Source organism: Lysinibacillus sp. NPDC059133, assembly GCF_042755925.1.
Lineage (GTDB): Bacteria > Bacillota > Bacilli > Bacillales_A > Planococcaceae > Lysinibacillus.
The window spans coordinates 17,099-38,043 of the sequence record NZ_JBHZDH010000023.1; the positions used below are offsets into that span (position 1 = coordinate 17,099).

Annotated in this window: 20 protein-coding genes, 1 pseudogene and 2 other annotated features; of the genes and pseudogenes, 15 read left to right on the top strand and 6 right to left on the bottom strand. The window is 37.6% G+C overall.

Annotated elements, in window-relative coordinates; all coding sequences use genetic code 11:
• Positions 1-63: 63 nt before the first annotated feature.
• Positions 64-1,431, bottom strand: coding sequence for a hypothetical protein (locus ACFXN8_RS13680; protein ID WP_386845784.1), 1,368 nt, complete (start codon positions 1,429-1,431; stop codon positions 64-66).
• A gap of 245 nt (positions 1,432-1,676) precedes the next feature.
• Between ACFXN8_RS13680 and ACFXN8_RS13685 the strand changes: the two genes are divergently transcribed.
• The 4 genes from ACFXN8_RS13685 to ACFXN8_RS13700 all read left to right on the top strand — a co-directional run bounded on the left by ACFXN8_RS13685 (position 1,677) and on the right by ACFXN8_RS13700 (position 4,139).
• The gene (locus tag ACFXN8_RS13685) at positions 1,677-2,315 is read left to right on the top strand and encodes a BMQ_0737 family morphogenetic spore coat protein (protein ID WP_386845786.1); all 639 of its coding nucleotides are present in this window, start codon (positions 1,677-1,679) and stop codon (positions 2,313-2,315) included.
• Positions 2,316-2,456: 141 nt separating this feature from the next.
• Positions 2,457-3,032 carry a hypothetical protein gene (locus ACFXN8_RS13690; protein WP_386845788.1) on the top strand — a complete coding sequence of 192 codons (576 nt, stop codon included), beginning with the start codon at positions 2,457-2,459 and terminating at the stop codon, positions 3,030-3,032.
• On the top strand, positions 3,025-3,321 hold the full coding sequence (locus tag ACFXN8_RS13695) for a hypothetical protein (RefSeq protein ID WP_386845790.1): 297 nt from the start codon (positions 3,025-3,027) through the stop codon (positions 3,319-3,321). Before ACFXN8_RS13690 ends, ACFXN8_RS13695 begins: the two co-directional genes overlap by 8 nt.
• 14 nt (positions 3,322-3,335) lie before the next feature.
• Positions 3,336-4,139, top strand: coding sequence for a hypothetical protein (locus ACFXN8_RS13700; protein ID WP_386845792.1), 804 nt, complete (start codon positions 3,336-3,338; stop codon positions 4,137-4,139).
• A gap of 136 nt (positions 4,140-4,275) precedes the next feature.
• Here ACFXN8_RS13700 and ACFXN8_RS13705 read toward each other — a convergent pair whose 3' ends face one another.
• A complete protein-coding gene (locus ACFXN8_RS13705; protein WP_376072294.1) occupies positions 4,276-4,818 on the bottom strand; it encodes an isoprenylcysteine carboxyl methyltransferase family protein in 543 nt (180 codons plus the stop codon).
• A 1-nt stretch (position 4,819) separates the two neighbouring features.
• On the bottom strand, positions 4,820-5,902 hold the full coding sequence (locus ACFXN8_RS13710; RefSeq protein ID WP_376072297.1) for a type III polyketide synthase: 1,083 nt from the start codon (positions 5,900-5,902) through the stop codon (positions 4,820-4,822).
• Between the two features lie 366 nt (positions 5,903-6,268).
• Between ACFXN8_RS13710 and rsgA the strand changes: the two genes are divergently transcribed.
• The 4 genes and pseudogenes from rsgA (at position 6,269) to metG (ending at position 11,009) form a co-directional block, all read left to right on the top strand.
• Positions 6,269-7,336, top strand: coding sequence for a ribosome small subunit-dependent GTPase A (gene rsgA, locus ACFXN8_RS13715; protein WP_386845795.1), 1,068 nt, complete (start codon positions 6,269-6,271; stop codon positions 7,334-7,336).
• A gap of 280 nt (positions 7,337-7,616) precedes the next feature.
• Positions 7,617-8,012: pseudogene (gene fosB, locus ACFXN8_RS13720) on the top strand (metallothiol transferase FosB); the annotation flags it as partial.
• A 55-nt stretch (positions 8,013-8,067) separates the two neighbouring features.
• A complete protein-coding gene (locus ACFXN8_RS13725) occupies positions 8,068-8,715 on the top strand; it encodes an NIF family HAD-type phosphatase (RefSeq protein WP_386845797.1) in 648 nt (215 codons plus the stop codon).
• A 121-nt stretch (positions 8,716-8,836) separates the two neighbouring features.
• Positions 8,837-9,103: a binding site (T-box leader), on the top strand.
• Positions 9,104-9,374: 271 nt separating this feature from the next.
• Complete coding sequence (gene metG, locus ACFXN8_RS13730; RefSeq protein WP_386845799.1) at positions 9,375-11,009, top strand: methionine--tRNA ligase; 1,635 nt, start codon at positions 9,375-9,377, stop codon at positions 11,007-11,009.
• A gap of 52 nt (positions 11,010-11,061) precedes the next feature.
• Here metG and ACFXN8_RS13735 read toward each other — a convergent pair whose 3' ends face one another.
• Positions 11,062-12,633, bottom strand: coding sequence for a 2-isopropylmalate synthase (locus tag ACFXN8_RS13735; protein WP_386845801.1), 1,572 nt, complete (start codon positions 12,631-12,633; stop codon positions 11,062-11,064).
• A 124-nt stretch (positions 12,634-12,757) separates the two neighbouring features.
• Positions 12,758-12,995 (bottom strand) — a binding site (T-box leader).
• 370 nt (positions 12,996-13,365) lie between these two features.
• Between ACFXN8_RS13735 and ACFXN8_RS13740 the strand changes: the two genes are divergently transcribed.
• Together ACFXN8_RS13740 and ACFXN8_RS13745 are read left to right on the top strand one after the other, a co-directional pair.
• The gene (locus tag ACFXN8_RS13740; RefSeq protein ID WP_386845803.1) at positions 13,366-14,133 is read left to right on the top strand and encodes an HAD-IIB family hydrolase; all 768 of its coding nucleotides are present in this window, start codon (positions 13,366-13,368) and stop codon (positions 14,131-14,133) included.
• A 140-nt stretch (positions 14,134-14,273) separates the two neighbouring features.
• Positions 14,274-14,513 (top strand): hypothetical protein, encoded by a 240-nt coding sequence (locus tag ACFXN8_RS13745; RefSeq protein ID WP_386845805.1) that lies wholly within the window; start codon positions 14,274-14,276, stop codon positions 14,511-14,513.
• A gap of 379 nt (positions 14,514-14,892) precedes the next feature.
• Here the strand turns inward: ACFXN8_RS13745 and ACFXN8_RS13750 are convergent, their stop codons facing one another.
• Positions 14,893-16,587 carry a methyl-accepting chemotaxis protein gene (locus tag ACFXN8_RS13750; RefSeq protein WP_386845807.1) on the bottom strand — a complete coding sequence of 565 codons (1,695 nt, stop codon included), beginning with the start codon at positions 16,585-16,587 and terminating at the stop codon, positions 14,893-14,895.
• 311 nt (positions 16,588-16,898) lie between these two features.
• Here ACFXN8_RS13750 and ACFXN8_RS13755 point away from each other — a divergent pair, with 311 nt between their 5' ends.
• The 5 genes from ACFXN8_RS13755 to ACFXN8_RS13775 all read left to right on the top strand — a co-directional run bounded on the left by ACFXN8_RS13755 (position 16,899) and on the right by ACFXN8_RS13775 (position 20,372).
• Positions 16,899-17,393: a DUF1648 domain-containing protein gene (locus ACFXN8_RS13755; protein WP_386845809.1), complete on the top strand. Its 495-nt coding sequence runs from the start codon at positions 16,899-16,901 to the stop codon at positions 17,391-17,393.
• A 129-nt stretch (positions 17,394-17,522) separates the two neighbouring features.
• Positions 17,523-18,179: a YdeI/OmpD-associated family protein gene (locus tag ACFXN8_RS13760; RefSeq protein ID WP_386845811.1), complete on the top strand. Its 657-nt coding sequence runs from the start codon at positions 17,523-17,525 to the stop codon at positions 18,177-18,179.
• A gap of 188 nt (positions 18,180-18,367) precedes the next feature.
• On the top strand, positions 18,368-18,805 hold the full coding sequence (locus tag ACFXN8_RS13765) for a DUF1801 domain-containing protein (protein WP_376072328.1): 438 nt from the start codon (positions 18,368-18,370) through the stop codon (positions 18,803-18,805).
• Entirely contained in the window at positions 18,802-19,179 is a 378-nt protein-coding gene (locus tag ACFXN8_RS13770) for a VOC family protein (RefSeq protein ID WP_386845814.1), read from the top strand. The genes ACFXN8_RS13765 and ACFXN8_RS13770 overlap by 4 nt, the downstream gene beginning before the upstream one ends.
• Before the next feature lie 212 nt (positions 19,180-19,391).
• Positions 19,392-20,372, top strand: coding sequence for a GNAT family N-acetyltransferase (locus ACFXN8_RS13775; protein ID WP_386845816.1), 981 nt, complete (start codon positions 19,392-19,394; stop codon positions 20,370-20,372).
• A 51-nt stretch (positions 20,373-20,423) separates the two neighbouring features.
• Here the strand turns inward: ACFXN8_RS13775 and ACFXN8_RS13780 are convergent, their stop codons facing one another.
• Positions 20,424-20,861 carry an Rrf2 family transcriptional regulator gene (locus ACFXN8_RS13780; RefSeq protein ID WP_386845818.1) on the bottom strand — a complete coding sequence of 146 codons (438 nt, stop codon included), beginning with the start codon at positions 20,859-20,861 and terminating at the stop codon, positions 20,424-20,426.
• Positions 20,862-20,945: the final 84 nt, after the last annotated feature.

Below are 20,945 nucleotides of genomic sequence, written 5' to 3' on the forward strand. Positions count from 1 at the left end.
TTTTCATACGTATTGGACGGATTTATCGTAAAATCTCCATAGACTGTACACCACAACTTTAAACTAACTCCATTTTCGAAAGAAATTGAAAAACAAAGAACCCTTATCTTTTTTCTGGTTTTCTTCAGGTGATTCTTCTTTTAGCTCGGGTTGCTTGTTTACTTCTTCAATTTGTGCTTGGGTTTCTTCCCCTGATGAAGGTTCAAAAAATTCACATTCATTACTTTTTAAACTAGGGGATTTATTTGTGTCCTCTTGCTCGTTAACCACTTTAACTGCTTCCGGAATGACAGGCTCATTAACAGTTTCCGCCACTTCTAGAATGACAGGTTCATTAACAGTTTCAGCTACTTCCAGAATGACAGGCTTATTAACAGTTTCAGCTACTTCAAGGATGTCAGGCTCATTAACAGTTTCAACTGCATCCAGAATATCAGGTTCATTAACAGTTTCAGCTGCTTCAAGGATGTCAGGCTCATTAACAGTTTCGACTGCATCTAGAATGCCAGGTTCATTAACAGTTTCAGCTGCTTCCAGAATGACAGGCTCATTAACAGTTTCAGCTACTGCCAGAATGCCAGATTCATTAACAGTTTCAACTGCATTATGATTGCCAGGCTTATTTGTTATTTCAGAGTTCATTTCATCTACAGTGACAGCAGTATTTTTTTTTCTGTAATTGTCAGGAGTTGAGGCATTGTCGGATGGTAAGGCAGATTCATTCATATTAACTGGAATTTCCTGTGTGCTTGTAGCGTGTTTAAAATGGAAGGTGGATTCGGTTGTGGTATTTCTATATAAGCCATTATATATTTGGCTTGGATGAGTATTTATTGATTGAAAGTATTGTTGATTAAAATGGCGTTCCTCGGGTACATCTCTTTGATTCCCGTTACGAGTAGAAGGTGTGCTATTGTTACCTTCTAATTGCGCATTTGTAGCTTTACCTGCCAGACTTTGTAACATTTTATAAGATGGCTGTTTTGATGTAATCCCCGATTGATTTGTTGTCTGTGTAATGATCGGATCCCTTTGTACACCGTTAGCAATAAATTTAGATGTGTTTTCCTTTTTAGGTATAGTGGTTAAAGCTTCAGTATTTTCAATCGTGAGTAATTTGTTTAAAACCATTAGTATTTCTCGGTTCCTGCCCTCAATCGTTTGATTCAGAGACTCAATTTGTGCCGATAGAAACTTTACCTGCTCCTCATAGCCTCGAATTTGTGAATTTTTTTGCTTATCATCCATTGTTTCAGTAAGCTCTTCTAAAAATGCCATTTGCGTTTTAATCTCATCAAAATCCATTTTCATAAATAGGAAATCTTCAATTGAAGTTCCCATTTTTAATGAAGTTAACGTATCCTTGTAGGCTTCTATCTTTTGCTTCAATTTTTCAATGTCTTGAGTGGAGTACAATTTTGAATCTTCCATTGCATTTCACCCCTTTCTGTCCATTAATATTTTATTAAAAATAGTTACTTTCTGTTACAAATATACCAATCCTTTCGAATATTTTAGTTCCTCCATTAGAAGAGGAGATGTAAGTAAAAATGATACATACTGCAATTGAAGAATTTCATAAAAATCAAAACGAATTACTTATTAGCCCATACACTTATAGCTAGAAAACATATGATACAAACGAAAGATAAAAAATTTATGGAGGTGTCAAAAGGATGCTAGAGAATATGCCATCCCAGGCGCAAGAACTAATTTGTATCAACGTCGATAAGGTATTTGACTGGATTGTAAAGGAAATGTCGTTTGATTTTTCCCCTACTGGACCAATTACTTTTCCAGGAGTAACGCCAACGACTGATTTAACAGGTGCGGTAGTTACATGTAAGGTAGTTCCATCAACAACTAATCCTATTGTGATCTTGAACCGTGAGAATCGCCAATTCACAATTGATGGTGCAACTGTATGTCTTCAAAATTTAACTATTCAAAAGAATTTTATTCTTACGATAGTTGTTTGTTTACCGAACGGCACTATGTTCACAAGCAATACTATTCCACTTTCTCGTTGTGAACAAGTTACATTATGTGCGCCGAAAGGGACAGATGTAGAAATTTTATTCACAGATTTAGATTGTTTCGTGTGTACAACTGGAACATTAACAGCTGGAGCAGGTACAATTACGTTTTCTGCATTAACCATTACGGTATCTGTTTGCCAAAGTATTCAATCTACATTCCCAGTTACTGTGGAATTCTTAGCGACTTTCTGCGAGCCAAGAGCAGAATTACCGTTCGCATGTCCGGGTGTAGTTCGCCCAGCGCAGTGCCCAGCTGTATTCCCAACAGTTGGTTAATGGTACTAACACATAGAAGAAAATCATATTGTAAAGAGAGGGTAATCCTCTCTTTTTTTTTATGGAAGGACGTAACAGCCACAAAAAGAAGTTTGAATTTGCTTTGGTTAATTCAATATTATTAGCAAGGGGGTACTGATTATGCTTACTCGCATCGATCGTGTAGAAGAAAAAATAAATGAATTAAAAAAACAAACGAATTTTTATGTTCATGAAATTAAAAAAACGATTGAGGGGCTTATTATTCCGGATAGTGTCAATGTCATTAGTTATTTCACATCTTCAATCAATATTTCTTATAATCCCGATGAGGAAAGCTTATGCTTGGGCTCTTATCATATTCGTAATATAGGTAATCAGCCTATAACGAATCCTTATTTATGCATAAAGCTACCTGAAGATTCCCCATTCTCCTTCTCTGGAAGGTATGTCTATGAACATTTCGCACCAAACTTAAAAGGAAACAGTAGCTGGGAGCGAATCAATGATCAATCGAGCAAGGAGGAGTTCTGGCTTAGACCTATAGGAAAAACAACGTTAGAGCCAAACGAAACACTATCATTTCCTAACTTTCAGATCAAATGGGATCATAATGTATCTTATTCAGGAAGTATCATGGGTTTTACATATTGTGATCAGCTAGAAGATGGTGTCGTCGTCTTAAATCCTATTAATCTCAATGGATTTAGTTATACACAGGAGGATGAAAATGAGTGAGTATGAAAATATGAATCAAAAAATAGATAGTGTTGTCCATCAACTTATGAAGGAACAGCTTGCAAATCTACCTAACTATAGTAATGAGGAAAATAATAGCTTTGCTTATTTCGAAAAAGGCACATTGAATCTACTTATTACGCATTTAATATCAGGAGAAAAGAGAAAAGCTGAAGAAATTGGCGATGAGGAAATAGAAATGAAGATGATGAAGCAGCTTGACGAGATGTTAGAGGAGAGTAAGAAGCAATTTGAAGAAGTGATTAGTTTACTTAAAAAATTTTCGTGATAGGAGGTGTGGGTGTGGATAATGATATTGTCAAAAACAATGATCCTATTCAGCTTCAGCAAATGGTCATTTTTTTAAGAGCCGAATTAGCGAAATATAAAAATGAAGTTAAAAGGCTCAAAGATGGTGATTATTATTCACTAGTCCTGAGATTAGAGCGAGAAAATGTTGAATTAACAAAACAGAAAAAGGAACTTTCGATGGAGCTTTTAAAGCTGAAGAGAGACCATGAAAGAACAATAAAAACTTACTATGATGATATACAAGCAAGAGAAATCCAGAAGAAAAAACAACTTTCTTCGATAGAGGGTTTATTAAAGGAACTAGAAGAACTGCGTGCAGAAAATAAGCTAATAAAGGAATCTTTAAAATTCACTAAAGATGAATTACTTTCTATAAATTCAGATGCTAATTATAAGACTACAGTGGATGGTCTTGAAAATAAGTTGAATGTTTTTACAAGAGATATAAGCCAGCAAATGAAGACTATCAGTGAAGTCCTTGAAAGATCCCATTCAGAACAAGCCAATTCAGACAATCTTAATAAGCATTTAACCAAAAAAATAGAGGAGAAAAGCAGTGAGATAGCAAAATTATCGGAAGAATTAGCGGATGTAAAAAAGTATAGCCTTTCCCTGAGTGGAAAAACGATGATGAATCCAGGGTTCTTTACACACATAGATGCTCAAGTAAATAGGGTACTTGCTCAATCAATGGATTTTGAGAAGCAATTGAATCATAAATTACGCTTACTTGAGGATCTGGACCACAAATTGAACGAGCTAACTATAGAAATCAATACTGATAAAACTGTATAAAGTATGCTGTTACAGCTGTTTCAAAAGTAAAACAAGACACTTTTGAAGCAGCTATTTTTATGTTATTAGGATTTTACTTGATTGTTCAATTCTGCTTTTACGGGCAGTAAATGAGAGAGAAGAAAAAAGATTTCGGCTAGGATTCCGAAATCTTCTTATGAAATACATGATTATAATTTGTCGCATCTCGTAAAGCTTTTTCCTCAATTGGAATGCGTACAGATAGCATTGTTACATTTAAAAGTGTAAAGCAGAATACTGTAAAATATGCTTGAAACAGTAAAGGCAGAAGAATAATTTCTAAGCAAACAACTGCGTAATTTGGGTGACGCATAAATGTATAAGGGCCTTTACGTACAACTTCTGCATCAGGCAATATGAGTATTTTCGTATTCCAAAAAGACCCTAATGAACGAATACACCAAATGCGTAATGCTTGAACGGCAATAAATAATAAGAATAATAACGGAAATAAAGGAGATACACTTTTATGATTAGTAACTATTTCAATAATTAAAAACAAGAAAAAAGCGGTGTGCAAAGTAACCATATATGGATAATGAGAAGAACCAACTTCATATGCCCCTTGTGAGAGCATCCATTTTTCATTGCGTTTGGCAATGAAAACTTCTGTCAATCTTTGTAGAATGACGAGGATCAAAATAATGTAAATCATCATGCTACTCCCTCCATTTAAGTAATACAGCTTCAGCACAGAAGCCAGGGCCGAGAGCGACGAGCAAACCAGTATCCTCTACTTGTCCTTCGTTTAACATAAATTGCTCTAACACATATAGCACCGTAGGAGACGACATATTTCCATGATATTTTAATATTTCCCGAGAAATGTCGGTTTTTTGGGGAGCTAGATAAAGTGTATCTTCATAGGCTTTTAATACTTTTTTACCGCCAGGGTGTGCAATGAAATGGTTAAGCTGTTCACAGTATAGTTCATGTTCCAATAAAAATTGTTCAATGAATGGGCCGAGCCAATTGGTGATGATGCCAGGAATACTTTTCTGGAAAACGACATGTAGGCCATTATTTTTAATATTCCAGCCCATAACATTCTCTGAATCTGGCATCCACTTAGAGCCAGTTCCGATAATAGTAGGTGTTGATTTTTTCACGGCGATGTTCACTTCATCTCCACAGACGAGTATACATGCTGCACCATCTGCAAAAAGAGAGGCCCCGATTAAATTGCTTTTTGAAAAATCATTTGGCTGAAAGGTTAGACTACAAAGCTCGACACAAACGACAAGAACTTTTGCTTCGGGGTGAGCACGACAAAAATCATAGGCTCTACTAACACCTGCTGCACCACCAGCGCAGCCAAGTCCCCAAAGTGGAATACGCTTAAGCCTGTCTGAAAAAGGAAGTTGATTCATAACCCGTGCATCAATACTTGGTGTGGAAATGCCTGTGCTACTCACAAAAATAATGGCATCGATATCTTTAGGAGAAATCGGTGATTGTAAAAATGCTTCATTTTGTAAACAAGCCTTAATGACATCAACGCTATATTGTGTAGCTAGCTCAATATATAAATCGTTACGTTCCTCAAAGGAATGATCCGTACGATGCCATTCTGGTGGCACACAAAAATGGCGTGTTGCAATCCCTCCATTCTCAAAAACTTTTAAGTAGCGTTCTAATTTAGGGATTTTTGCATGAAAAAGCTCCTTCGTCAGCTCCTCCGCATTTGTCTGTTGTAATGTGTACGGTGGTTTGTATGTACTGATCGAAATGATTTTTGACAATTCAACATCTCCTTCGCAACTAGTGGTCTTGTTTATTGTATGCAGGGTGGGAGGGGATACATGCTTGTAAGTTATAATTGACAATTTCGGAAGATTCCGTTATATTGAAAATAACAAAATCGGAAGTAGGTGATGTGACATGATGAATAGAGCCGCTTTTAACGAACAGCAATTCGGTTTGTTCAATTTCACACGCCTAAATTATATAAATTGACCACGCATTGTATTTCGATCACAATTGTGGTGATTTGTATATTCTTTTAAATGTGCCTGTGAACCTTGTAACTGCCGAATTGCGCAGAGACAAGGTTTTTTATTTTTTATCAATTGATTACAAATGATATGCACATTTAGGAGGAAAACAAATTGAATTTAACAACTTTAGGATTTTCAACATATTTTGAAGAGCAAATGACTGGATTTAAACAGGAGGCTAAGCTGGCGAATTGTGTGCCTGCTAGGGTTACTTTAGAGCATAAGCATTCCTATCGTGTACTGGCTGAAGAAGGAGAGTGGCTGGCAACGATTGCTGGACATTACGCGTATACATCATTAGCCCGTGAGGATTTCCCAGCAGTTGGGGATTGGGTGCTAGTTGAGAAAATGCCCGGTGAGGAAAAGGCCATTATTCATAAATTGTTTACACGAAAATCAGTCTTTTCCCGTAAGGCTGCGGGTATGGAAATACAAGAGCAGATTGTAGCATCGAATGTTGATATCGTGCTTCTCGTTATGAGCTTAAATGCAGACTTTAATATTCGTCGTTTAGAACGTTATTTAGTAGCTGCGTGGGATTCAGGTGCGAAGCCGGTCGTTGTATTGACGAAGGCTGATCTCTGTGAAGATGTCTCTAGTAAGATACGTGAAGTTGAGTCTGTAGCGTTCGGTGTGGATATTTTTGTGACTAGTGCCCTGTCAGGTGAGGGCTTAGAGGGTATTCGTACGCTATTTACGGAAGGCGTGACAGGAGCATTGCTTGGTTCTTCTGGCGCAGGGAAATCCACATTGACGAATGCTCTTAGTGGTGATGTGCTTATGAAGGTTTCAGATATTCGTGAAGATGATGCGAAGGGGCGCCATACTACAACACATCGTGAGTTAGTTCTATTGCCAGAAGGCGGCTGTTTAATTGATACGCCTGGAATGCGAGAGTTACAATTATGGGATCAGAGTGATAGCTTATCCTCTAGTTTTCAGGATATTGAGGAACTTTCTGCTGCCTGTCGTTACAGGGATTGTACACATAAGAAGGAACCACATTGTGCCGTACAGCAAGCCATTACAGATGGTGTGCTTGAACAATCACGTCTCCAAAGCTACTTTAAATTGCAAAGAGAGCTTGCTTTTATCGAACGAAAAGCAAATGCACAGGCAAAACTAAATGAGCAACGTAAATCAAAGCAAATTGCGAAGGGGAAGAAAGGTAAAAAATAAAATTAAACGAAACTTGATATGAGGATGAACGGTTATCAGCGGTTTCAAAGTTGAGGGCACACGCATGACAATCCAAAACATAAATCATTTATCTTCATTCAGTAGAATGCTTCTCTCTGAAGAAGTGAGATGAATGTGGATGTGGCTACTTTTTTATTGTGTCTAAACCCCCACTGAATGAAGATAAAGCCTCCGGCGGATGTCACGGATTTTGAAAGGAATGAATTGTGCGGGCACAATTCAAAATCCGGACGCAATTACGCCAAGGCGAAATTGATTATTTTCAGTTTCAAATCTAGAAGCATCCATTGCATTCTATGAAAAGGTTTTTGACGCAAAATTACTAGTGAAGGGGAAAAGTACAGCCTATTTTGATGTAAATGGGCTGTGGCTTGCCCTGAATGTAGAACAGGATATTCCACGCAATGAAATCCATCAATCCTATACACATATAGCGTTTTCTATCCAGGAGAACGATTTTGATAAAGTGTATGAAAAACTAGTCCAATATAATGTCAATATTCTGGAAGGCAGAAAAAGAGATGTGAGAGATAAAAAATCGATTTATTTTACAGATCCAGACGGTCATAAATTCGAATTTCATACAGGGACTTTACAGGATCGATTGGATTACTATAAGAAGGAAAAAACGCATATGGAGTTTTTTGATGATTAATGGTTGCAACACTCCTTCTAATGGAAACGTTGATAATAGTAGAAGGGGTGATTTTGTGAAAAAGGCTATTATTTTTGATATGGATGGCACTTTATTTCAAACAAATCTAATATTAGAGCCAGCACTATCGGCGACGTTCGATGTGCTACGTAAAAAGGGCTTGTGGCTGGGAGAAACACCAATAGAGAAATACCGCGAAATTATGGGGGTTCCATTACCTGTTGTTTGGGAAACGTTATGTCCTATGCACACGCTAGAGACACGTGAAGAAAGCAATGCATTATTCCATGTTAAACTTATTGAACAAATACGTAATCGCCAGGGCGCATTGTATCCACATGCAGAGCAAACACTTGCTAGTTTGGCAGAAAACTATGATTTATTCATTGCCAGTAATGGACAAACCGAGTATTTACAAGCAATAGTAGAAACCTATCAATTACAGCGTTATATCAAAGGTACATATAGTATTCAGTCCATTTCGAGCGGTCATAAATCTGATTTAGTGAAAAAGGTAGTCAAGGAAAATGCCATTGAACGTGGAACAGTTGTAGGTGATCGTTCTTCTGATATTCAGGCAGCTCATGACAATCAGCTACTCTCTGTTGGTGTACGATTCGACTTTGCGCAGGAAACAGAATTACAAAAAGCGGACATTGTTATTGATGATTTAAAAGAATTACCTGATTTAAAGCTAGGATAAATTTTATCGACAACATATTCTGATTTATCACCCAACTTTTTTGTTTTATCGAGAACTATGAAGGATTTTCGACATGCATTGCAATTCAACAGCAGAAAGAGTAGAATGGTGGAAATCTATAGTAAAAGCATTGATAAGGAAAAGTAAATTGGATAAGCATTATATAGAGAGCCTCTGTTGGTGGAAATGAGGTAAATGCCCCCTTTTGAAAATGACCTTTGAGCTTCGTACCGAAAGCAAGTTTGCGAGTAGATTACGACGAGATGGGCACTCGTTACAACGGCGGCAGTATCTCTCATTGAAATTTGAAATGAGACGCACTGATGGAGGCAAATAGTGTGAGCTATTTGTAAATATAGGTGGTAACACGGGTATACTCGTCCTAATCAATTTTTGATTAGGGCGTTTTTTTATACACTTTTTTAGGTGTGTTGATTAGGGGAATATAGGTTTATTATTGGCCGATAAAAAGATTTTTTTGTTGATATTTTGTTATTATTTGCCCATTTTAGCTGATTGTAGTGAGGGCTACTCGACTCCCGCAGGAAAGCGAGTAGCCCGTAGCGGAAATCGGTGTCTTCTAATTAATTAGAATAGATAAAAATGGTTAATCAACACACCTTAAACTTTTTACAATTTTTCGAGGGGAGCAACTTAGGATGACAATTGTTATTGGAGGCGCGTGGCCATATGCAAATGGTTCTTTGCATTTAGGGCATGTTGCCGCATTATTACCAGGTGATATTTTGGCTAGATATTACCGACAAAAGGGCGAGAAGGTATTGTATGTTTCGGGAAGTGACTGTAATGGCACACCGATCTCTATTCGGGCTGCACAGGAAAACACAACAACGGAAGCAATTGCTAATCATTATCACGAAGAGTTTTCAAGATGCTTCAATGATTTAGGATTTACCTATGATTTGTATACGAGAACAGATGCGCAGCACCATCATGAATCTGTACAAACAATTTTTTTACAGCTATTAGCGAACAATTTTTTATACAAAAAGAAAATTGAACAAGCCTATTGTGAAACGGACAAGCAGTTTTTGCCGGACCGATTTGTAGAGGGGATTTGTCCAAACTGTGGTGCGAAGGCGCGTGGTGATCAATGTGATAATTGCTCAACCATTTTAGACCCGCTCGATTTAATCGATAAACGCTGTAAAATTTGTGGGAATGAGCCAATTATCAGGGAGACAGAGCATTTTTATTTTGCTTTTAGTCAGTTTCAAGGGAGGTTGGAGACTTATTTAGCGGAGGCAAAGGCGGAAAAACGCTGGCGAGACAATGCTTTAGGTTTAACAGAACGTTATTTGGCAGAAGGGGTCCCAGACCGTGCTGTAACAAGGGATTTGCCAAATGGAATAGATGTGCCCGTACCAGGTTTTGAAGGCAAAAAAATATATGTGTGGATTGAAGCAGTAGCAGGTTACTTAACAGCTAGTATTGAATGGGCAAAACAGCATCAAATAGCGATTGAAGATTTGTGGAATGAAGAAACGATTTCGTATTATGTGCATGGTAAGGATAATATTCCGTTCCATACAGTTATATGGCCAGCCATACTTATGGGAATTGGAGCAAAGGCCTTACCTACACATATTGTATCAAACGAGTATTTAACATTAGAAAAACGAAAATTATCGACGAGCCAAAATTGGGCGGTATGGGTGCCGTATATTTTGAGTCGATACGATGCAGATTCTATTCGTTATTTTTTAACAATGAATGCGCCAGAAAATCGTGATACGGATTTCTCTTGGCGAGAATTTATTTATAGTCATAATGGTGAATTACTAGGCGCTTACGGTAATTTTGTCAATCGTACTTTGAAGTTTTTAGAGAAATCGTTTAGTAGTAAAGTGCCTCATGCCGAAGTAGATAATACCATTCGAAAACACACGATTCAGCTGTTTAATGATGTTGGGAATCATATAGAAGCGGGTCATTTTAAGCAAGCATTAGAGGCTGTTTTTGAATATATTCGTGCGGCTAATCGCTATTTTGACGAGCAGCAGCCATGGCTACAGGTGAAAGAGAATGTTGAAGCTGGAAATCGAACACTGGCAACATGTGTTTATATTATTGCTAATCTTGGACAACTGTTACATCCATTTTTACCGTTTTCAGCTGAGAAGGTAAGGGGAATGTTGGGAATCAATGAAGTGATATGGCGTGAGCAAGTGGACTTACCAGCAAGCATTAGCGAAGTGACACCACTGTTTGAACGTCTTGATATTGAATTGATTGAAGAGGAATATCGAAAGTTAGTAGAGGGTAGTCGATAGGAAAAATAAAGCAGTATGACTCAATAGTGTCATACTGCTTTTAACTATTTAATTAGTTCATAACAGGCGTTAATTTAGCAACAACAATACTGTTGATCGCATTAATATAAGCTAGCGCACTCGCTTTTAAAATATCTGTATCCGCAGCTTTTGCGATATATTTTTCACCTTCATGCTCGATTGTTATTTTTACTTTACCAAGCGCTTCTTTACCACGAGAAACACTATTGATATTATATTCTACAAGTTTCACGTCCATGTTTGTAATTTCTGCGATGGCCGAATATAGGGCATCGATTGGACCTGAGCCAACTGCACTTGCTTTAAATACTTCGCCACCTTTACGTACTTTCACGCTTGCTGAAGGGAAGCTTGCGTTGCTGACGACTTGTAAATCATCGAAGTCGAAGAACTGATCACTGTAATGAGTGGCATTGGCATTGTTTGCGTCATGTTTTTCATAATAGCTTTCAACAATAACATATAAATCGTGATCGTAAACTTCTTTCTTTGCATCAGCAAGCTTTAAAAAACCATCGAAAATTCCTTCAAATTCATCCGCTGAAAGATTGGAAAAGCCAAGTTTTTCAAGGGCATTTTTCACCGCGTGACGCCCAGAGCGAGCTGTTAGGACTAACTCCATATCGTCTAGACCTACATCTTCTGGATGGACAATTTCATAGGCATCACGAGATTTAAGAAGGCCATCTTGATGAATACCAGATGAATGGGCAAAAGCATTATCCCCAGTAATCGCTTTGTTTACTTGTACGTCTAAGCCCATAAAGCTTGAAACGAGACGAGACGTATTCATAATTTCTCTTGTGTTAATACGGGTCTCAGCATTGTATACAGAGCTACGTGTTTTTAACGCCATGACGACCTCTTCTAATGCCGCATTTCCTGCGCGTTCGCCAATGCCGTTAATTGTACATTCTACTTTATCTGCGCCGTTTTTAATCGCAGCAAGCGTGTTAGCAGTTGCCATACCAAGATCGTTATGGCAATGAACACTTAACAGAACGCTATCGTCTAAGTTTTTCATACGCTCATTTAGTTTGTAAATCATCGCTCCAAACTCTTCTGGCTCTGCAAAGCCGACTGTGTCAGGTACATTAATCATTGTTGCGCCAGCCTTCATCACAGCCTCAATGGTTTTCCAAAGATACTCAAAATCAGAACGAGATGCGTCTTCTGTTGAATATTGGACTTGTGGTAGAAGAGTTTTCGCATATTTTACTGCATCTACGCCAATCTGTAGAATTTGATCCTTGGATTTACTGAATTTTTTTTCAACATGAATATCAGAAGTACCAAGCACCATATGAATCATCGGATTTTCAGCGTATTTTACAGCGTTATAAACAGCATCAATATCTGCCTGTACAGCCCGTGCTAAAGCAGTAATCATAATGTCACTTGTATGACCAACTTTCTGTGCGACAGCTTTAACTGCATCAAAATCTCCTTGTGATGAAGCCGGGAAACCAGCTTCGATAATATCGACGCCTAATTTTTTGAGTTGCTGTGCAATCTCTACTTTTTCGTATAAATTCAGTTTTGCACCTGGCACTTGCTCGCCATCACGTAAAGTTGTATCAAACACCCAAATTTTTCTTTCCATTTTCAAACACTCCTTTTGTAGTAGTTGTCATTATATTGATAATGTCTCAGCCTTGCACAATAGAGACGAAATACACACCTAGGCCAATAAAATAAAAACAAAAAAACCCGCCTCTATATAAAAATATAGAGACGAGTTTGTGCTCGCGGTACCACTCTAATTGACTTTCTCATGACAGAAAAAGTCCCCTTATCGACAGCCATCACTGTCTATCCCGTTAACGGAGGAAACCGACGTCCCTTACTTAAAGTTCAGGGAGTGGCTCATGGACGAGTTCAAAATGTGTGCCTATCGGTTTGCACCAACCACCGACTCTCTACAAGTACACTTGCATTTCTACTATTTCCAATCTTGGCCTACAATGTGTTGTTGAAAGCAATCATACTTCGATATCACGATAATGTCAACAATATTCTAAAAATTATTTCTTTTCAGTCTTATCGGGGGGGCGATTAATTTTGAAAGCAAACATTTGATAACAATAAAAAACTCTCTTTTTTGGGTCATCTCCGAAATTTTGTGATGGCATTTGTTAAAATGTATGCCATGTGTATAGGCTGATTGGAGTGGAGGTTGGGCGACTCCTTGCGGCTCATCGGATGCCCCTGGGAAAGCGCCCAGTCGGAACGGAAATCAACCACGCGTTGGCGATAATCATTATTTTTCGCAATAAATGTAAATATTTATGTAATAATAAATGGGTAACTAACAGTTTAGAAAGAGGGCGTGACAATGAAATTTGTATTTGATTTGGACGGTACAATTTGCTTTAAGGGTCAACCATTAAGTGAGGGAATTACTAATGCTCTAGAAGCTTGCATCGAAAACGGGCATGAAATCATTTTTGCATCAGCTCGTCCGATTCGTGATTTACTACCAGTATTACCTGAAACAATGCGGAAATTTTCAATGGTTGGGGGAAATGGTGCATTTGTTGCACGGAACGGGGAAACTATTGAAGTAACAGCATTTGAAGCATTAATTATAGAAGAGATTCAAAATATTATTACAGCATTTCGATTGCCGTATTTAATAGACGGTGATTGGGATTATGCATATACAGGTAGTGAGGCACATCCAATTTATCAAAATTTAGATCCACTAAAGCTTGCGAAAAATGTGTCATTGCAGAATTTGAAGGCTATAGTGAAAGTTGTATTATTTCCTGGAGAGCAACGCAATGAAATAGTAGGTGAACTAAAAAAACTACCAATCTCATTGTATGAACATACATCCGAAAATATTGTAGATATGAGCCCTAATGGTATAGATAAATGGAATGGTTTAACGAAATTAGGTATCGCTGAAGGTGAATTTATCGCATTTGGTAATGACACGAATGATGCGTCGATGTTTGCAAAGGCAAAAGAAAGCGTTTGTGTAGGTGAGCATAAAGTAAGTGAGCTTGCGTCCTTACAAGTACCAAGTGAAGAGACAGCAATAATTAAGATGTTAAGTGTGTTAAATGAAAAGTACAAAGAAGAGGCTTTAACGGAATAGATTCCCATGCTACCTGTACGGGAATCCTTCAGAGATCGAAGATTCCAGCACACATACAATGAATGTCATCGATAGGTACCATCTAGGGATAATTCAGAGTCCATTCTCAGATAGGAAGATGTTAAAAAGGAGAAGACAATATGGCGGATCTTAACACAACTTTGTTCCTTTGGCAGCTCTCATTTTTCATTTCTGGTGTCACATTAATAGTAGGTATTTTTAAAAAGTCTTGGGTTTTTATGCTGATTAGTACAATTTCATTTTTGCCTATAGCATTTTATTTTTGGGGAGCAGTAAATGTTTTTAAATATATTGGACTAACCCCCATTTTTCTTTTCATAGTAGCTATACTATTTTGGTTTTTAAAAAGAAAAGGATAAATATATTTGTTTTATGAGCTGACTTTGCACTCGTAGAATCAATGGTTTTCTGTATTTTACCAGGTAGATACTTTGAAAACAGCTCATACGTTTAACTATAGTCATGGTGCTTCGAGGCATAATATTGTTAAAATGCATGCAATGTATTCAAGTTGATTGGAGTGGAGGCTAGGCGACTCCTTGGGGATCAGCGATAGAGGAACGAAGGCTAAAACCATCACATCCTGTGATAACGCCTTCGTGACCAACATCGTGTTGGCCCGAGACCCTGCAGCGAAGCGAAGCGGCTCATCGGACGCCCCCAGGAAAGCGCCTAGTCGGAACGGAAATCAACCCCACGTTATGATAATTAGCTATTATAGAAACTTTACCAAATTCCTTAATCCACTTTAAAACGCGAAACCTGTGTTTGTAATTCCTCGGCCATGTTTGATAGTGCGGCAGCAGAAGCGGCCACTTCTTCAATAGTCGCTAGTTGTTCCTCAGAAGCAGAAGCTACATTTTGTAGATTTGAAGAAGACATCTGTGCGATTGTTGCAATTTCATCGAAGGATGCGTAAATTTGCTCAGCACTCGATGACATTTCTTCAGAAACTGTCGTTGCTTCTTGAATTTGTTTGGATACTTGTTCGATCAGTTCAACGATTTTTGAGAAGCCTTCCTCCGCTACTTTTACAACTTGCATACCCACTTGAACCTCTTGTGTACCAGTATCCATGACAGTTACGGCACGATTTGTATTCTGTTGGATTTCTGAAATCAAAGTAGCGATTTGTTCAGCAGATCGTTTGGATTGCTCCGCTAATTTCTTCACTTCATCCGCAACTACTGCAAAGCCACGACCATGATCTCCTGCGCGTGCTGCCTCAATTGCAGCATTCAATGCTAGTAAATTTGTTTGCTCTGCAATATCTGTAATAAGGCTAATAATATTTCCAATTTCAACAGAATGGTTTTCTAAATTTTTTACAACACTAGCAGATTCTAAGACTGCTGAATTAATTGTGTTCATCTGCGTAATAACACGGTGAAGGGATTCATTTCCTTTATTCGCTTCCGTGTTTGTCTCTATAGCAAGCTCTGAAACGGCAGCTGTAGTCACAGCCAATTGTTGGATACCTTTTGTCATAGTTTTCATAGCTACCGAGCTTTCAGTAGCATTTTTACCTTGAGCTTCGGAGCCACTTGCTACTTCTTGTATAGAAGAAGTAATTTGTTCTGTCGCTTGAATAGTTTGTTCAGCGCTTGCGGTTAATTCAGCAGCAGAACCACTTACTTGCACGGTGTTATGACGTACATTTGTAATAAGATCCTTTAAATTTACCGCCATTTGATTAAAGGCAAGTGCTAAATCACCAACTTCATCACGATTCTTAATATGAATTTGCTCAGCTGTTAAATCGCCCCCAGCAATCTTTTTCGCAGTTTTTGCCATACCTTTGATAGGGCGGGAAATAAGGCTTCCCATGACCATAGCAATTATCAGACTAATGACGACGGCAAAAACGCCAAGAATGATCATTTGGGATTTAATGGATTGTGTTTCTTTTGATGTAGCAGCGATTTGCCCTTTTATATATTCATCTTGGTAGTTAGCAAGGTTAGCCACACGTTCATCGAACTGTTTAATAATTAGGCGGCCTTGTGTGCTATCAAGCTTTTCATATTGTTCTGTTTCTCCAGCTGCCTTTAATGAAAACATTCGATCTGCGAACTGTTGGGCATCTTGCTCGCTTTTATTGATTGCCTCTAATAATTCAATCGATTTTTGAGAATCGAACGATGCCATTAATTCATCATATTTCTTTTTAAATTCTTCACGGGATGCTGTATTACTTTGAGAATTTTGTTTATCCCCAAGTAATAGATAGCCTCTCATACTTACAATTTCTTGTTTAGCAATTGCGCGGAGCTCTTGTATACTAATAGATTTTGTTGTTTGTTCTTCAAGCAACACGCGATATGTCATGTTTACTGAATTAAGCTGTTTAATATTTAATCCGATGGTGCCAACTAATACTAAAATAACAATAAAAAAACCGAGTGTTAACTTCTTATAGATAGTAAATCGCATAGTTGTTGTTTCCTTTCTCAGTAATTTAGTAGAAATGTTACAAAAAAATGAAATATGTATATACCATTTATATCAGATTATATGAATTTTACAAAGTATTATGAGAATTTTTACTATATTGAATAGGAATAATATGGACGTAAGTTGTAGATAAAATGATAAAAAAGGTAGAATAAAGTGCTGTTTTACTATCAGTGAAAGCGGATAGTTATGTGTATATCACAAACAATTAAGACAATTTGCATAAATTCGAAACTAAATGAACTGTAGTTACGTAGAAATAGTAAAGGAGTAAGCAAGGATGTGGGAAGATGTATAGACCTGTTTTGAAATTGTCAAAAACAACATATGAAAAGATTTGGGACTATATCGGTGGTGGATTATTTGTACTGTCCATCTTTTATATTTTTGTCATATGGGGCAAATTGCCCGAGGAGATTCCGGCTCACTTTAATGGTGCAGGAGAAGTTAATCGCTGGGGTTCCAAAATAGAATTATTCATCCTTCCGTTAATCGGAATATTTCTATGGATTTTTCTAGGGTTCCTTGAAAGGGTTCCGCATACGCATAATTACCCAGCACGCTTAAATGAAAGTAATGTAGAGGCATTTTATTTAAATAGCCGAAAAATATTAAATGAAATAAAAAATCTTTGTCTCATTTTATTTGCAGCCATATCATTCCAAATGGTCCGTATTGCAATTGGTGAGGTAGAGAATATTGGCTGGTGGTTCCTACCGATAGTGCTAATTGGAACAGCCATTCCGATTATTAAAGGAATAGTAGCGACTACCAAAATAAAGTAGCTTATTTCAATGTAAAACTAAACGCTCGAGAAAATTCGAGCGTTTTTTTGTACGAATTTTTCATTAAATCAGCTATACTATCAAAACTAAGAGAAAATTGTATTGATAATTAGAAGAGGTGTCAAAGCTATGCAAAAGAAGTTTAAGCTGAAGGATGGACTGTCCATTGCCATTCATAATCAACCACAGGATATGATACTGGAGGGAATATCCCAATCAGGGAGTGCACCTCATGATCGAATCATTGCTTTTGTGTTTACGATTGATGAAATGGTCACATTATTACAAGATGCATTAAAGTTAAACACTCTTGCGGAACAGGGCTATTTATTTTTTGTTTATCCGAAAAAGGGGAATAAGAAGTATGAACAGTTTATCCATCGCGATGAAATCTTCCCAGCTATTCAAGTAGACGAGGAAAAATACATTGTTGGCAGTGATTATAAATTTGCGAGTCTTATGTCGTTAGATGAGACATTTTCAATAGTAAGCATAAAAAGAGATGGCAAGGGCCGTGGCAAGAAGAAGACGGCGAGTAGTCAGTGCGTAGGTGACTATGAGGGTATGATTCCTCAATTGCGTGATACACTTGCAGAAAATACGGATGATTTAACATTTTATGATGGATTAACACCGGGTTATCAAAAGGACTGGGCCCGTTATATCTATAGTGCGAAAAAGGATGAGACGCAGGTGGCGCGTTTAGAGGAAATGCGTGAAATTATCAGACTGGGCTACAAAACAAAGGAATTATACCGAAAAGCAATGGCGGAAGGTAAAGCATAAATAACAAAGGGACTTTATTGATTCCTTTTAGTGATGCAATATTCATGGTAATTGGCAATCCTATGATTAGCCTAGCATTCATTACGCAGCAGAGCGATTAAAAACGGAAATCAATTCTACGTTATGGAATGAGTCTTCTATAAAGATATACACCTAGCAATAATACTATGTTGAAAAGGGGAGAGAGTATGAAAAACACTTATATTGAGCAAGTAGATGAAAAATGGCAGGAGGGTTTTGCCAAACTTGTAGATGTGGTAGAAAGCAATTTACCAGAGGGTTTTGAAGAAAGTATGTATTATGACATGATAAGCTATGTTGTCCCGTTATCTACTTATCCGAAGGGCTACCATGTTACACCGAATACTCCTTTACCCTTTATAAGCCTTGCTGCACAAAAACGTCATATTGCGGTTTATCATATGGGCATTTATGCAGATCAAGCGTTACTCTCGTGGTTCCAAGAGGAATATGCGAAACGAGTACCGACAAAGCTTAATATGGGGAAAAGCTGTATTCGTTTTACAAACACTAAAAATATTCCATATGAACTAATTGGAGAGCTTGTTTCGAAAATGACACCAACACAATGGATTACAAAATATGAAGGGGAGTTAAATAAATGAAAAGTGCCACTACGTTTTTACTGTTTCAGGGACAAGCCAATGAAGCTATTCAGCAATATCAACAGTGGTTTTCAGAGTTGCAGGTAGAAAGCTTAACGTATATGGAAAACTCACAACAAGTTGCGATGGCTGTTCTTCATTTAAAGGGTCTGAAAATGATGGTGAATGATAGTGTTATACAGCATAACTTTACATTTACACCGTCAACTTCTATTTTTGTGGAATGTGAGTCTATAGAAGAAATCGACAGTCTAGTTGCTCAAATTTTAGAGGGTGGACAGGCGTTAATGCCACTTGATAATTATGGGTTCTCAAAGAAATTTGCCTGGATTCAGGATCGCTTCGGTGTATCCTGGCAACTAACATATAATTAAATTTAGGAATAAATGAATATGCCTAATCGCCAAAAGTTAGGGATGATTTTAAAAAAACGTATACTATGTGTATAAGTCGGAACGGAAATCAACCTCACGTTATGATGATGAGCCATAGACATGAAAAATAGACAGGATAAGCTCTTATGCAACTAGAGGACGATAAAAATCCGATGCAATAAGGCTTAATCATGTTAAAAGGAGAATAGCATATGGCAGTAACTTTAGTAAGACACGCTATAAAATATGCTGAAGCAATGCATGCGCTGTCTTCCATGCCACAGGTTCGAGATGCACTAGGGTTACCTGCTGGCAAAGTGGAAGATACGATAAACTTTATTAAACGTGAATGTGTGGATGAAGAAGCAGGAAAAACAGTTCCTCGTGTTGTCTTGGATGAGGAAGGACAACTAATTGGTGTGACGGCGTTAATGTTTATTGATCACAATAAAAAGAGCTGTCATATTGGTTCATGGCTTGGCTATGAATTTTGGGGAAAAGGCTATAATCTTCAATCGAAGGTTGCAATTTTGGATATTGCATTCTTTGAGTTAGGGCTAGAGCGTGTTTTTGCAGGAGCTAGAATGGTCAATATTCGCTCACAAAAGGCACAGGAAAAGTTGTCTTTTATTCGACTAGGAGTTGAGAAGGATTTTCCGCAGGAGCATTCATGGCTAGAGGTCAAAGAAAAGCAGCCATGTGTTTTAAATGTTTTTGAGCGCGAAGATTTTGTTCGATATCGTACAGCCTTAAAGAAAGTGGAAGGTGTGCGGGAAGACTATTTACCACAATTATTATTAGCTGATGAAAGTGAAGTCGCTGTTCGAGAATATTTAAATGATGGTGAATTATATGAGATTAAATGTGGAGAGCAGTTAGCGGGTGTTGCTTTACTTCTTGCACAGTCTGATTCAACAGTAGAGTTAAAAAATATTGCGATCGTACCGAAGTATCAAGGAAAAGGACTTGGGAAGGAAGCGCTGCGACAAATAACAACAGTTTGCCAATCTCAGGGATATAAAACGATAATAGTTGGAACTGCAAATTCTAGTATTGATAATATTGCATTCTATCAAAAAGCAGGTTTTCGTATGGAAGCAATTGAGAAAGACTTTTTCAGTAATTACCCAGAGCCGATCTATGAAAATGGTATTCGTGCACTCGATATGATTTTCTTTTCAAAGGCATTGTAAAATAATATAAACATAAAAAATACCCGTCCAACTTGAGTTGTGCGGGTATTTTTATTCGCCAAACAACAGTGCCAACAACTTTTCTTTCGAATGTAAAAAGTCATCTAGAGTATAGTGATCTAGGACGGCCAAATAGGCTTGTAGTGCTTCGTATAATACGCCTTTTAGCTGACACTCTGGTGCGATTTTGCATAGATTATTTTCTTTGTCAAAGCATTCGACAAGATGAAAATCCTCTTCTGTATGACGCACGATTTCACCAATTGTAAGGGTCTTTGGATCAATCGCTAGGCGAATTCCTCCACCTCGTCCTCGAATCGTTTCAATATAGCCCAATAATCCAAGTTGGTGTGTCACCTTCATTAAATGGTTTTTCGATATATTATAAGCATCAGAAATTTCTTGGATAGTTGATAATTGGCCTTCTTCCTTTGCACCCAAATATATGAGTGTTCGAAGAGAATAATCTGTGTATAAAGTTAAGCGCATAAGAACACCCTACTTTCTATAGTTCAAAATAATTATAGCATTTTTACATTGAAGTATAATAAATTCAATACTTTTTTAAAGATG

What these genes read in the sequence shown, in the direction of transcription:
- ACFXN8_RS13680 (WP_386845784.1), bottom strand. Translation starts at nt 1,431, where the DNA reads ATGGAAGATTCAAAATTGTACTCCACTCAAGACATTGAAAAATTGAAG.
- ACFXN8_RS13685 (WP_386845786.1), top strand. Translation starts at nt 1,677, where the DNA reads ATGCTAGAGAATATGCCATCCCAGGCGCAAGAACTAATTTGTATCAAC.
- ACFXN8_RS13690 (WP_386845788.1), top strand. Translation starts at nt 2,457, where the DNA reads ATGCTTACTCGCATCGATCGTGTAGAAGAAAAAATAAATGAATTAAAA.
- ACFXN8_RS13695 (WP_386845790.1), top strand. Translation starts at nt 3,025, where the DNA reads ATGAGTGAGTATGAAAATATGAATCAAAAAATAGATAGTGTTGTCCAT.
- ACFXN8_RS13705 (WP_376072294.1), bottom strand. Translation starts at nt 4,818, where the DNA reads ATGATGATTTACATTATTTTGATCCTCGTCATTCTACAAAGATTGACA.
- metG (WP_386845799.1), top strand. Translation starts at nt 9,375, where the DNA reads ATGACAATTGTTATTGGAGGCGCGTGGCCATATGCAAATGGTTCTTTG.
- ACFXN8_RS13735 (WP_386845801.1), bottom strand. Translation starts at nt 12,633, where the DNA reads ATGGAAAGAAAAATTTGGGTGTTTGATACAACTTTACGTGATGGCGAG.
- ACFXN8_RS13740 (WP_386845803.1), top strand. Translation starts at nt 13,366, where the DNA reads ATGAAATTTGTATTTGATTTGGACGGTACAATTTGCTTTAAGGGTCAA.
- ACFXN8_RS13745 (WP_386845805.1), top strand. Translation starts at nt 14,274, where the DNA reads ATGGCGGATCTTAACACAACTTTGTTCCTTTGGCAGCTCTCATTTTTC.
- ACFXN8_RS13750 (WP_386845807.1), bottom strand. Translation starts at nt 16,587, where the DNA reads ATGCGATTTACTATCTATAAGAAGTTAACACTCGGTTTTTTTATTGTT.
- ACFXN8_RS13755 (WP_386845809.1), top strand. Translation starts at nt 16,899, where the DNA reads ATGTATAGACCTGTTTTGAAATTGTCAAAAACAACATATGAAAAGATT.
- ACFXN8_RS13760 (WP_386845811.1), top strand. Translation starts at nt 17,523, where the DNA reads ATGCAAAAGAAGTTTAAGCTGAAGGATGGACTGTCCATTGCCATTCAT.
- ACFXN8_RS13765 (WP_376072328.1), top strand. Translation starts at nt 18,368, where the DNA reads ATGAAAAACACTTATATTGAGCAAGTAGATGAAAAATGGCAGGAGGGT.
- ACFXN8_RS13770 (WP_386845814.1), top strand. Translation starts at nt 18,802, where the DNA reads ATGAAAAGTGCCACTACGTTTTTACTGTTTCAGGGACAAGCCAATGAA.
- ACFXN8_RS13775 (WP_386845816.1), top strand. Translation starts at nt 19,392, where the DNA reads ATGGCAGTAACTTTAGTAAGACACGCTATAAAATATGCTGAAGCAATG.
- ACFXN8_RS13780 (WP_386845818.1), bottom strand. Translation starts at nt 20,861, where the DNA reads ATGCGCTTAACTTTATACACAGATTATTCTCTTCGAACACTCATATAT.